Origin of the sequence: Desulfosporosinus sp. I2, assembly GCF_000960765.1 — a bacterium.
Lineage (GTDB): Bacteria > Bacillota > Desulfitobacteriia > Desulfitobacteriales > Desulfitobacteriaceae > Desulfosporosinus.
On record NZ_JYNH01000149.1, the window covers coordinates 1 to 11,516 of the forward strand.

An 11,516-nucleotide genomic window follows, 5' to 3' on the forward strand; every position below is an offset into this window, starting at 1 on the left:
TTTTTTTGAAATCAGGTTCACCATACCACAATTATCAATGATGCAATTTAATGCCAATTATATTTCAACTCCACCAATTAGCAATGGCGTAAGATACCTTAAATTCACTATATCTCAAGTTTGCTCCGCCAGTTCTTATTATATAAGCAAAATTTTCAGGTATACGCAATAGTTTTCTATTATCCATGCACATCCCAATAAGAAGTTCAGCAGAATTATATGCTTTAAATTCTGCATTCAAATTTTGGTATGATATAAGCTCACTAATAGGTGTGTTCGTATAAATAGAAGGAATTTGTTTATCATTCGTTATCTTTATAAGTTGCATGATATCACCTCTATTAAATATTATTGTCAAATCCTCTGATAGGGATTAGATCCAGATATTCTTTTCTAATATGCATTTGTCCATTAAAATACCCCTTCATAAAAATTACGCTAGTTTAAGCCCTGTAATTTTCTCATATGCTTCCAAATATTTTTGTTCAGTTTGCTTTATAACATCATGAGGGAGATCTGGTGCAGGAGGTGTTTTATTCCAACCTATTCTTTCCAGATAGTCACGTACAGACTGCTTATCAAAGCTCTTCTGAGACTTTCCAATCTCATATTCATCTAAAGCCCAAAATCTCGATGAATCAGGTGTGAAAAGCTCATCTGCAAGTATAAGAGTCCCATCTAGAATACCAAATTCAAATTTTGAGTCTGCAAGTATTAAACCTTTGCTTTCTGCATGCTTGCTCGCTCTGACATAGAGTGTTTTACTAACATCCATAATTTTCTGCGTTAATTCCTTGCCAATCAGATTTTCCAACTCATTTGTAGTGATATTCTCGTCATGCCCCTGATGGGCTTTTGTTGTCGGCGTAAAGATTGGTTCAATTAACTTGGAACTCTCCTTAAGACCTTCTGGAAGTTTAATTCCACAAATACTCTTGTTCTTCTCATACTCTTTCAAAGCTGAACCTGTAAGGTAACCTCTTACTATGCATTCCGCTTTGATCATTTCTACCTTCTTTACCAGCATTGATCTGCCCTTCAAATATTCCTTGTGTTCTAAAATTGATTTTGGATAATCATCAATATCCGTACTTATCATGTGGTTATCAACAATATCCTTGGTATAGTTGAACCAAAACTCTGAAATTTTATTTAGCACCCTTCCCTTATTCGGAATTTGATTAGGAAATACCACATCAAATGCTGATATTCTATCAGATACAACGATCAGAAGATTGTCATCCAGATCATATACATCTCTAACCTTACCATTAATTAAAAGCGGAATGCCTAAATTCATATCATTATTCATCATTTCTTAACACCTCTTTTGCTATTTTTTCTTTCAATGCCCTGTCTTTTTCTTCAACCTTTATTGCCAACTGGGATTTGTAATCTTTGATTTTATCCCTAATTTCATCATGCCATAAAGCAATTATTTGCGCTGCTAATATAGCCGCATTTTCTGCCCCATCTATTGCAACGGTAGCAACAGGTATACCTGTTGGCATCTGCACAATAGATAGTAGTGAATCCAAGCCATCAAGTGTAGAAGACTTTATAGGTATTCCTATAACAGGTAGGGTTGAATATGCCGCAATAACTCCCGCCAAATGTGCAGCTTTGCCTGCTGCTGCAATTATGACACTAAAGCCATTTTTCTCAGCAGCTTTAGCAAACTCACTAGCACTTTCTGGTGTTCTATGAGCAGATATTACTGAAACCTCTGTCTTTATTCCAAATTCTCCCAGGAGCTTGACACACCCTTTTAAAACTGGGAAATCAGAGTCACTTCCCATTATTACTGCCACCTTTGGTTCTTTGTTTCTATTCACATTGCCATTTCCTTTCACATTAAACTTAAAAACAAAACTTGGCTAGCGTCAAGCCTTCAGGCGCCTGCGATCGCCTTAGTTATAACTTATGCTTCCAGAAAGTATGTAACTGAAAGTTATACTTTCTGCCCTGAAAATAGCCTATTTTCATTCATCAACGGTGCCGCGCAGTGGCATGTGGGTCTGACTAGTATAAAAAAAAGCCAATATTTATAAACTTGAATAATCAAGTTTATAAATATTGGCCTACACTGCAACAAGTATTTCATACCCTTCGCTTGGTCAACCAAAATATTATTTTGGATTATATTCTTTCCTCAATATCACAACCAACTGTTAGAACAATTACTTTTTCCCCAGTCTTTGTGCTTACGTCAGAGTGCATACTGACAACTTTAATATTAACTATATCATTTATTAGTTCTTCCAAGTGATTTCTAGCATTTTCAAACAAAGCCGTCCTCATATCTTTAATTAGTTTTATACCTTGGTTGTTTTCAGCAAGCCTTTGTTCAGACTGACTCAAAAACCCATCAATAATTATCAATATGTGGTTTTGGATTATCTTTGTTTTGATGTCCTTAGGACCACGCCCCATATACTCCTTCTCAAACTTACTTACGGCTTCACTTATTTGTGCCTCGATTTGACCTTTTGTGTATTTTGGAGTATCCATTTCTATCCTCCTATTATAATAAATTACTTTTCAAATAAAGTAAAGCTATAAAAGTACGATGACGGTACGATGATGATTATTTTACTATTTTAGCCTATTTCCGCACTCACTGCAGAATGAAGAGTTCGCCAAAAATATAATTCCGCAATTATGAAATTGTATTTCAATGCTCATAGGAGTATTGTGTTCATTATGCTTCTCATAATAATCATAAAAAAACTCATAACATACCCCTATAAACGGATTATGTTAAAAGTCTCGTTAACCTTTAAGGTAACAAAGCCAGATGCTGCTAGCACCTGTATGTTGACTTTGTAGTTTAAAACTACTCACTTTTAATTTAGTAAGTATACAATAGGAATTCTTAACTCGTCAATAGCATTTAAATCTTTTTGAATCCTTAATAATGACTGTACGTACTATGTATTTTTAGATTAATTAAACTATTCGGAATCTAGAGAACAACTCTGTAGGTGTCCATAGGCTATACCTGACAATTATTCTAACAGTAGTTATGTATTCCAGGATAATAGAGTTCAACGGTGCCTGCCCAGGGTGCGGTGAAACACCTTATATCAAATTGATCACTCAACTTTATGGCGACCGTATGATGATTGCCAATGCAACTGGCTGTAGCTCCATCTGGGGTGGCAGTGCTCCAGCAGTTCCCTATACAACTAACCAAGAAGATAAAGGACCGAGTTGGGCTAATTCCTTATTTGAAGACACCGCAGAGTTCGGCTATGGAATGTACTTGGGAGTTCGTCAACTCCGTGAAAAACTTGTTGATTTGATGAATCAAACGTTGGAGATGGAGATTAGTGCTGAGCTTAAGGAAGCTTTCCAAGAGTGGCTTACGGGTTGGGATGATGCTGACGCTTCTAAAGCAGCGACAGCTAAGGTCCTTGCTGGACTTAAAGGATACGTTGGGGATAACAAAGTCCTCGCAGAGATTATTGCTATAAAAGATAATCTGATTAAAAAGTCTCAGTGGATCCTCGGTGGAGACGGCTGGGCTTATGATATCGGATTTGGCGGCTTAGACCACGTATTAGCTTCCGGTGACGATGTGAATATTTTTGTCATGGATACCGAGGTTTACTCCAATACTGGAGGACAGGCTTCCAAATCTACTCCTCGAGCAGCAGTGGCCAAATTCGCTGCAGCGGGTAAGAAAATTCGGAAGAAAGACCTAGTCATGATGGCTATGAGTTATGGATATGTTTATGTCGCGCAAATTGCTTTGGGCGCTAACATGGCTCAAACAATTAAGGTAATTGAAGAAGCCGAAGCTTATAAAGGACCTTCTTTGATTATTGCTTATGCGCCCTGTATCAGCCATGGCCTGGAGGCAGGTATGACAATGAGTTTACAAGAGGCGAAGAAAGCAGTTGATTCCGGTTACTGGCATCTCTATCACTTTAACCCAGATCTGATCGAGGAAGGCAAGAATCCATTTAGCTTAGATTCCAAAGCGCCGACTATGTCATTCCGAGAATTCATCATGGGCGAAGTTTGTTACTCTTCCTTGCTGAATACTTTCCCGGATAGTGCAGAAGAACTCTTTGAGGGTGCTGAAAAATACCCAAAGGTCCGCTATGATTCTTACAAACGTCTAGCTGACCAAAAGTGGAACTAAGGCTCGTAAGGGCAATTCATGAATTGCCACTATAACATCATTAGATCTGAGGAGCAGGTTAAACCTACTCCTTTTTTTAGTGCGTCACGCATGGCGATTAACTTGGTGGTGAAAGTACACTATGGGGGCTTGTAGTTGCCAACCATTAGCCAAGAGCAAGGGTGTCCACCGTGAGGTGGATGAAATAGGCGAATTCCCTAGAAATTCGCCCCTTCCCGAACCGTACGGGCAGTAGAGTAGGCGACCAACGAGTTACTATCCGAAGACAGCACTTTTCCAATCGCCCCTCCCAGAACGGAGCGTGACAGTTTCCTTGTCACTCCGCTCGCCAGTGATTAGCATAGGTTCCCACTCATGAGCTTGCTTGAACTCATTGTTCAATGGCTTATCGCCTTGGATTTCTTCGAACAAAACTCGGATCCGAATATGCGATAAGTAGGGAGTATTTAGACGGTGTATCCCTAGATGTGCAGTTCCATCCCTGGTCATTCAGATTTAGGCAGTGTAGCTTTTAACCTTATCGAGCAGAACTTGCGCGGCCTGCTTCTACACCATCTTCGATTCATCCACGCTTTAACGCCATGCTGTTGTTCCCTCTTCCTTTCAGATTCGGAGGTGATTTGAGGTGAGTGTGAGGTAATTATTACTTGACTTTTAAGAACCTTATAAAGATATTCAGCAAGCTTACGCTGTTGATGAGGGTGTAAATGGGCTTCGGGTTCTTCAATACAATATATTACAACTTCCAAAGGATCTACATCTTGAACTTCATTACGTGCGGCCCATAATGCCAAAAAAATCTGGTTATTACGACCATCTCCTCCAATACTTAAACTTTTGCCGTTAACTTGTGATGCTAGTTGAATATTATCAATAAACATAGAGGTATCAGAAACGCCTATATCAAATACCACTTCTTGTTTCGAATGATGAAAAGATAACTCTTTCAATTCTTTATTTATGTTCTGAGTAGCATCTTTCACGAAGTTAAGAGATGTGACTTTATCGTTAACAATTTTTAAAGAACTTTCGATATCTTGTAATGTTTCTGTATCTATATCAACTTGAGATGTTGTTCTGTTTTCCTTAGCAGATTGTATCAGGTAACGTTTTTCTTTGCGAATATAAGAATATAGATCTCTATTACTACCGATGTATTTAATATTAAGAACTTTCCTATAATAACGCTCTGTTATTTCTTCGAGTTTTTCTTCTGCGCACCCAGTAAAAATTTAATATGACTTTGCGCCAGTGACAGGATTTCGTAAAGCTTTATAAGCTAAATAAAGCTCATTATTATCGCTGATACAACCTTTCAATTTAGAAATTACACATTCCTCAGTGACTTCTATAAACTTAACAATTATCGATAATTCATTTGTAGTTCATAGGCATAAAAATCTGAGTCTTTTGGTTCAACTTCTAAATCCGATCAGTAGCGTTGCATAAAGGTTCCCAGTCAAAAGTCAAATTGATAATTAAGAGAAAACTAACGAAAAACATCTTAAACAGCATATATACCTGATTATTCCTGTCAAAACCATAAAAAAAGCCTTATAATTAGAGTTAGGGTAGTTCTTGCCCAAATCTCTAATCATAAGGAGATAAAAATGCAAGGCAAGAATACTACAAAATCCACATTTATGCAACTATTTCAACCGGTTTTTTCTAAAGAAATTTGGACTAAAATCAATCAAGAAGTACCGAACCTTGATAAAAGAGTCCAAAAGCTTAAAACAAGGCAACTCACGTTACTTATCAGTAATGCTCAACTCCAAGAATTTAAAGCTTTACGAAAAATCAGTGCCAGTGTTCAAAGTAATGACTTTAGTCGTACCATTGGCTTAGAAAGCATTAGTCATAGTCAAATTTCACGAAGACTTAGAACTTATACCTTTCAGTAATTCGACTTTGATGTTCAGTTCAGCTTCATAAGCATCTAATCCAATGTTTTTAACCTTATCAAAATCCGTTAATTGGTTCTTATGAGTAATAAAGGAGTCTGAATTGTCAACGCCTTCAAATTTCTTGCAGGGATATTCATCACACAGATAGCAATATTCAATTCCGTGTCGTTGGCTACAAGATAAAACACCACATGTAGGATGTTTTGATGAAAAATTTTCTCCTGCACATCCGGGACACTTAGATATTCCATCTGTATGATAACGGGGACACAGTCCACAATTTAATCCACAAGCCGAAAACAAAGGATATTGCCTTTGCTTGTACTCCATTTTTGTCACCTCTATTTCAATAACGGGCTTCACGTTATCCTACTTAGTCTACTTTAAAATCATCACCATTGTTAAAACTTACGATCATTGATTTCATTCTGCTTCTATCGCCATTAAGTGTCTTTATCAAGTAAATATTTTCTCATCGGTGCCCATAGAACTCCCTTACAGCACTTTTCAACAGGCTCCAGTTCAACCCCTTCCATGCGCTTTTCGAGATCACTCAAGCTATAGCCGTTTTTTAATACCTGAAGGCTTTTCGATTTTATCGCCTTGCTTGGACAGGCATAGACACAGCGGAAGCACATAACACAATGGTCTTTGAAGTAAGGTCTTTTATCCCTCATTTCAAGATTATTCACTGGACAATGGCCTACACACCAGCCGCAGCCGGTGCAGCTGACATCAATTTTTAGATCCTTGGCAAACTTATGTGCTTCTTTTTTCTCAAGTTTTGTGATGATAGCACGCCAAAATCCCATCTTCAAATTTGCACGCCTTATTCTATATGCAAGAAGGTCGTCAAGAATTTGATTCACTTTGATTGGGATGACCCTAAGCTGCCACATTGCTGCATGATCATTGATTTTGAAAACCCAATTACAAGGCATGCACATCATCCGATCATAAACAACGCAACACCCTTTTTCCTCAAGGATTTTACATAAATGATTTCTGCATCCGGTATTCGGCCACCCCTCTCCTCCTCCTGAGACGGATATAACAGCAATTCTATTTTTCTCGAAGCAGGTTTTTTCTACCCAATCATAAATAGGAGCAGGAGCATCAAAAGCATGAACTGGATAGATTAATATAATCAGATCCGTACTAATTAATTCTTCATCAGTTGGTATATTGTTTCTAGCTATTTCCGAGCTATCTAAATTGTTTTGTATTACCGCCAAATCACGGTTCAGCAATTCTTGATAAAAAGCATTCGCAATTCTTTTGACGCCCCCAGTCCCTGAAAAGAATACAAGCTGAACTTTTTTTTCGTTTTTATGTATTTGCATTCCAATCTCCTTACTCTCTTGTATCTATCAAAACTATTTCCATGTATCCTGCTAGAATATCAATATTTTCATAGGATTTCGTCCGCGCCAGTACGATGCGGCCTTTGCATGATATGTCGTAGTACCATGCATTACCGACAGGTGTCGCAGATCCCTCCAATTCCATTTGGGTGTATACGACACATGTCGGTAATACTCCCTATCCGCGAAACGGTTGTTAACATTAACAATAGCCTAAATTCTTCATTATTCTGTAAAACCCTGCCAACAACTGTTCCTTTTTACAATATTCTTGCGTCCGCCGCGATTTCCCAGCCTGAAGTATCCGAAACTTCGTGGATGTGCTCTTTACTGCGCATCTCCGCCGGGACGAGCTTGCCTGCTCCAGGTCTCATCCTTAAGCCACACATTCAAAAGATCATATATTTTATTCTTATAAATGATATACGTCTCCTTGTCATTGGGGGCGATTTGGAGCAGCTCATGCTTTACTTCCTTAATGGTTTTATCCAGGCTTTCACAGAGGAAGGCGATTTGGTTGGCCCTGACCTTGAGCGAGGTATTAATGAAGTTCGTCTTCATCCTCTCATAGCCCTTGGCGGATGAGCTTTGTTGGAGCGATTCCAGCGAATCCTTCAGCTGCCTGGCCGTTTTATCGAGTTCCGCTTTGGACGTCTTGACGTTCTCCAATTGGACCTTCAGATTGGCAAGCTCCGTAGTCAGCTCGGTGATGATACCGCTTTGGTCTTCCACTGTCTTCTGGAGGTCCTCGTTCTCCTGCAGGGCTTGGTCTTTTTCCTGCAAGACCTGGTCTTTTTCCTGCAAGACCTGGTCTTTTTCCTGCAAGACCTGGTCTTTTTCTTGCCGGGTCTGCATCCGTTCATTGACCGCTTTCCTGAGTTCCTGATTGGTCATTCCCTCGATATCCATATCGATGATGAATTGCGCCCGTTCCTCCTTTGGGATACCTAAAAGAAGCACCGCCTGGCTGTAGTTTAAATTCGGATTCGAATCCGAATTTGAGGAGGTAAGATGTTCGGCTCCGTACTCTTTAAAGATACGCATCAGTTTATTGGCCCTGCTCTGGGAGAAATCGACCGATTCCTCCAACCACTTGCCCCATTCTCCATGCTTGAGCATGGCCTTGGCCTCCGTCAGCCGCTTTCCGATCTCGACGGCGGCGGCAAGGTAGATCCTCTCAGCCTGGTATTTGATCATGTTAATTTCAGCCGCGATTACATGCGTGGTGCGTCCGCTGATGACATCAGTTACTGTATCAGTTACTGTATCAGTCATGATATCCACACTCCTTGGGGCTAATTTCACTCATAGGATATGTGGTCAGGCTTTCGAGTGTGACAACCTCAGTCGTCAGGCTTTTTAATCTAGGGAAGTGCCCCGCTGTTTGGTCGAGACAGTAGGGTACTTCCCTTTTTAGAATCTTTTTAATCCCCACAAACCTGTAGCCGGCGGTCAATCATTCTCATAGTATATTAGGACAAGCGCGAACAAGCTCTGCTTGTCAAACCACTGAAGGGAGGGATAAACCATGGCGGTGACAGAGATAACCTTGGATTCGATACTGTCAACAAAATACCAAACCGGGACTACGTCGGCAGGCGACCCGAAGACCCAGAAGAAAAGCTTGAATTATGTGAAGCCTACAGCCACGAGTCAAGACATCTATGATGTTGCAGCGGCTCTATCAAGTCTGAGCCAGTATCCGCTGCTGAATGTGCTGCTCAACAAAAACTGGGAGCTTATTAATGAATAAGCAGCGGGAAAATCTGCCTGAAAGACCAGCTATGAAAAGTCAAAGTAAATCTTTAGGAGGTGATTGAAATGGCAATTATTACAAGCAAGGTGTTAAAGCTAACTTTTCTTACCACCGGCGGCAAATCCTTCGTTATTTCCGTCCCACAGCCGAGGGAGAACCTGACGCTGTCTGAGGCCCAGACTGTGATGGAAACGGTTATAGCCAAGAATATTTTTAACAGCCCCAGCGGTGAACTGGCCGCGATACGGGATATCAGGGTGATTGACATGACCACCAACGATCTCTACGATCCGCCAGTGACGTAAGCAATTTGCCCACAGAAAAGGAGGCGCCTTTTGAACTGCACTCAGTTCTTTGGGCGACTCCTTCTTTTGTCTTCATTCCCGCACACTGGAAAAGCTATAGTTTCCCTTTATTAACTGGAACCAAGCAGTTGGACAAAGCAACGCTGTACTATGTAACAACCTGGACGGCCTAACATAAGATATTGTATCCCCGTTGTTTAAGCCTGCGGCGGATCGAAAAGGGAAGAAACCCGCTTCTCTTTAAGAGTTCAGCGGGCTTCTTCTTTATTGTCATTATCCTAATTTACCCGGTCTCTGACGACAGCATCCCCATCTTCGATATAATCAAAAATCTCACACAGAATTCTAGTTAGGTAATCAGCCAGAATCTTAGAAGACTCGGCCGAATCCAGCGGCTGAGTATCTTTTATGATGAGCTCTTGATCAACTTTAGTAAGGTTTTCGTTAATGATCCCGTTAATGATTTGCTCATATAGGCCATAGATAATTTTAGACATGCGCCGCCTCTAACTCAGAACTGATTTTAGCTTTTTCACCAACGGAATATCTGCAGGGGCAAGGTCGTATGACTCTAACTCATCGAGATTAACCCCGATGATCTGGCTATGAACGTTTAGGGTAAACTCACCCGAGATCCACTGGCACCAGTAGGCTATCAGTTGTATTGTTCCGTTAAGCGCTTACCTCTATTTACGTATTTTGGTCAACTTATCTATTTACTCTCAGGCAATTAACACCTTTAATCTATGGACAGTCCCCTTTGGCGGAAAAGCGAATTGCGGACAAAAAATCGCCCCACACTTCCATAGTGTAGGGGATAGCTTTTCTGATTCGACAGGCATCGGTGCTCCTAGGGCTCCCTATAGGGAGCAGACCCCTCCCTCGATCAGTAGTCTCAATCTTTTAGCAGCACTTTAACTTCGTCTTCCGTCATACCTGTTGCTTTAGCTATCTTTGAAATCTCCATTCCCAAGTCCAAGAGATTCTTCGCAACTTCTGTCCTTCCTTCTACCTTTCCCTTCTGGATTGCTTCCCTCAACCGGAGTTCTGCTTCTCTAACGGCCGCCTTCTCATCTAAGACTGCCTTGCGTCTCGCAAAGTACGCTTCTCTCACCATTGGATCATCACTTGATTTCTCCCACGCAGCTATGGCCTGGTGCAAAACGGGATCTTGCATTGCAATCTCCTCCAGTGTTTTTAAAATTTCCTGATTTTCCGAACCCTCCAGAAGCAATAACCATCGAACTAGGCCATTCTCCCAAGGGCTAACCTCTCTTCTTTGCCACTTCGAGACCAATTTAGGCAATTCCATAAAGTGCATTTCTAAGGCTTCCGTAAGTTGGAATCTCTCTTCGTCTTCGTAAAGATGAAATACACTATGGTAGTTCTTCGTCTGATTCATATAGTTAAAATCTAAAATGTTAATCGTGACCGCCTTCGTTAGTTCCTTGTAGGCCATCCCTTCTCGCATCTGCCTGGAGTACATTTCCGCCCAATAATACAGTGAGCGTTTCTCTATATCGTATTGATTGCTTAATTGAATTTCTATGTTTATCTGCATTCCTTCAATCGTCACAGCACGAACATCAAGAATAGACTTCTTATCGTCCCGGTATTCTTTGTTCAATTCTGGACTCATAATCGTTATGCCTTCAATCCTACTTTTCTGTGGCAACCGCAGCGCGGCATTAAGAAATGCAATGAGAATTGCTTCATTCCCCTCTTTGCCGAAAATAAGCTTAAAGGCGTAATCGATCTTAAGGTTGATAAGCTCTTTCACATTTCTCTCTCCGTCCTAATTCACACTTCATGGTACCCAGATATTATAATAACTTTGCCCCCAACTACCAATTTAATTATAATTAGAGACGATCCTTAAGCTCTATAGCCATATTATACCATAGGTATTAAGGCCTTTAAACTAGTAATTAGATTTGTTAACCTCGATTATATCTGACTAATTTAATTCGCGCCCTATACGACCGTTACGTTCAGTATGCTCCCGTTCAAGAACCTTCACGCCGAGTATGGTCC

General features: G+C 40.4%; 11 protein-coding genes and 4 pseudogenes. 4 read left to right on the forward strand and 11 right to left on the reverse strand.

Features of this window, described 5'->3' with window-relative positions; translation table 11 throughout:
* Window positions 1–60: 60 nt before the first annotated feature.
* The 4 genes and pseudogenes from UF75_RS21655 to UF75_RS21670 all read right to left on the reverse strand — a co-directional run.
* A pseudogene (locus UF75_RS21655) lies at window positions 61–331 on the reverse strand (carbonic anhydrase); the annotation flags it as partial.
* Between the two features lie 102 nt (window positions 332–433).
* Window positions 434–1,315, reverse strand: a complete 882-nt coding sequence (locus UF75_RS21660; RefSeq protein ID WP_045576635.1) for a phosphoribosylaminoimidazolesuccinocarboxamide synthase — start codon at window positions 1,313–1,315, stop codon at window positions 434–436.
* Complete coding sequence (gene purE / locus UF75_RS21665) at window positions 1,305–1,835, reverse strand: 5-(carboxyamino)imidazole ribonucleotide mutase (RefSeq protein ID WP_282433843.1); 531 nt, start codon at window positions 1,833–1,835, stop codon at window positions 1,305–1,307. Before purE ends, UF75_RS21660 begins: the two co-directional genes overlap by 11 nt.
* A 304-nt stretch (window positions 1,836–2,139) precedes the next feature.
* Window positions 2,140–2,511: a DUF2294 domain-containing protein gene (locus UF75_RS21670; protein ID WP_034141468.1), complete on the reverse strand. Its 372-nt coding sequence runs from the start codon at window positions 2,509–2,511 to the stop codon at window positions 2,140–2,142.
* 526 nt (window positions 2,512–3,037) lie between these two features.
* Between UF75_RS21670 and UF75_RS21675 the strand changes: the two are divergent.
* Window positions 3,038–4,150 (forward strand): annotated as a pseudogene (locus UF75_RS21675) (thiamine pyrophosphate-dependent enzyme); the annotation flags it as partial.
* 255 nt (window positions 4,151–4,405) lie between these two features.
* Here UF75_RS21675 and UF75_RS29390 read toward each other — a convergent pair.
* Together UF75_RS29390 and UF75_RS26560 are read right to left on the reverse strand one after the other, a co-directional pair.
* The gene (locus tag UF75_RS29390; protein ID WP_045576638.1) at window positions 4,406–4,639 is read right to left on the reverse strand and encodes a hypothetical protein; all 234 of its coding nucleotides are present in this window, start codon (window positions 4,637–4,639) and stop codon (window positions 4,406–4,408) included.
* Entirely contained in the window at window positions 4,636–5,382 is a 747-nt protein-coding gene (locus UF75_RS26560; RefSeq protein WP_082075279.1) for an AAA family ATPase, read from the reverse strand. Before UF75_RS26560 ends, UF75_RS29390 begins: the two co-directional genes overlap by 4 nt.
* A gap of 378 nt (window positions 5,383–5,760) precedes the next feature.
* Between UF75_RS26560 and UF75_RS21690 the strand changes: the two are divergent.
* Window positions 5,761–6,039: pseudogene (locus UF75_RS21690) on the forward strand (IS4 family transposase); the annotation flags it as partial.
* Here the strand turns inward: UF75_RS21690 and UF75_RS21695 are convergent.
* The 3 genes from UF75_RS21695 to UF75_RS21705 all read right to left on the reverse strand — a co-directional run bounded on the left by UF75_RS21695 (window position 6,022) and on the right by UF75_RS21705 (window position 8,696).
* Window positions 6,022–6,387 (reverse strand): DUF3795 domain-containing protein, encoded by a 366-nt coding sequence (locus UF75_RS21695; protein WP_242860379.1) that lies wholly within the window; start codon window positions 6,385–6,387, stop codon window positions 6,022–6,024. The pseudogene UF75_RS21690 and the gene UF75_RS21695 sit on opposite strands and share 18 nt — an antisense overlap.
* Before the next feature lie 113 nt (window positions 6,388–6,500).
* Complete coding sequence (locus tag UF75_RS21700) at window positions 6,501–7,400, reverse strand: EFR1 family ferrodoxin (RefSeq protein WP_045576640.1); 900 nt, start codon at window positions 7,398–7,400, stop codon at window positions 6,501–6,503.
* 348 nt (window positions 7,401–7,748) lie between these two features.
* Window positions 7,749–8,696, reverse strand: coding sequence for a DUF3102 domain-containing protein (locus UF75_RS21705; protein WP_045576641.1), 948 nt, complete (start codon window positions 8,694–8,696; stop codon window positions 7,749–7,751).
* A 253-nt stretch (window positions 8,697–8,949) separates the two neighbouring features.
* On the opposite strand from UF75_RS21705, the gene UF75_RS21710 reads away from it, so the two are divergent.
* Together UF75_RS21710 and UF75_RS21715 are read left to right on the forward strand one after the other, a co-directional pair.
* Window positions 8,950–9,174, forward strand: coding sequence for a DUF1659 domain-containing protein (locus tag UF75_RS21710; RefSeq protein ID WP_045576642.1), 225 nt, complete (start codon window positions 8,950–8,952; stop codon window positions 9,172–9,174).
* Window positions 9,175–9,242: 68 nt separating this feature from the next.
* Window positions 9,243–9,482 (forward strand): DUF2922 domain-containing protein, encoded by a 240-nt coding sequence (locus tag UF75_RS21715; protein WP_045576643.1) that lies wholly within the window; start codon window positions 9,243–9,245, stop codon window positions 9,480–9,482.
* A gap of 281 nt (window positions 9,483–9,763) precedes the next feature.
* Here the strand turns inward: UF75_RS21715 and UF75_RS21720 are convergent.
* Window positions 9,764–9,979, reverse strand: a pseudogene (locus UF75_RS21720) (hypothetical protein); the annotation flags it as partial.
* A 398-nt stretch (window positions 9,980–10,377) separates the two neighbouring features.
* Window positions 10,378–11,262: an Rpn family recombination-promoting nuclease/putative transposase gene (locus UF75_RS21725; protein ID WP_045576645.1), complete on the reverse strand. Its 885-nt coding sequence runs from the start codon at window positions 11,260–11,262 to the stop codon at window positions 10,378–10,380.
* Between the last annotated feature and the right edge of the window lie 254 nt (window positions 11,263–11,516).

Bases quoted from the DNA above. Each gene is read 5' to 3' on its own strand.
- UF75_RS21660 (WP_045576635.1), bottom strand. From the start codon at position 1,315: ATGATGAATAATGATATGAATTTAGGCATTCCGCTTTTAATTAATGGT.
- UF75_RS21670 (WP_034141468.1), bottom strand. From the start codon at position 2,511: ATGGATACTCCAAAATACACAAAAGGTCAAATCGAGGCACAAATAAGT.
- UF75_RS29390 (WP_045576638.1), bottom strand. From the start codon at position 4,639: ATGACCAGGGATGGAACTGCACATCTAGGGATACACCGTCTAAATACT.
- UF75_RS21695 (WP_242860379.1), bottom strand. From the start codon at position 6,387: ATGGAGTACAAGCAAAGGCAATATCCTTTGTTTTCGGCTTGTGGATTA.
- UF75_RS21700 (WP_045576640.1), bottom strand. From the start codon at position 7,400: ATGCAAATACATAAAAACGAAAAAAAAGTTCAGCTTGTATTCTTTTCA.
- UF75_RS21705 (WP_045576641.1), bottom strand. From the start codon at position 8,696: ATGACTGATACAGTAACTGATACAGTAACTGATGTCATCAGCGGACGC.
- UF75_RS21710 (WP_045576642.1), top strand. From the start codon at position 8,950: ATGGCGGTGACAGAGATAACCTTGGATTCGATACTGTCAACAAAATAC.
- UF75_RS21715 (WP_045576643.1), top strand. From the start codon at position 9,243: ATGGCAATTATTACAAGCAAGGTGTTAAAGCTAACTTTTCTTACCACC.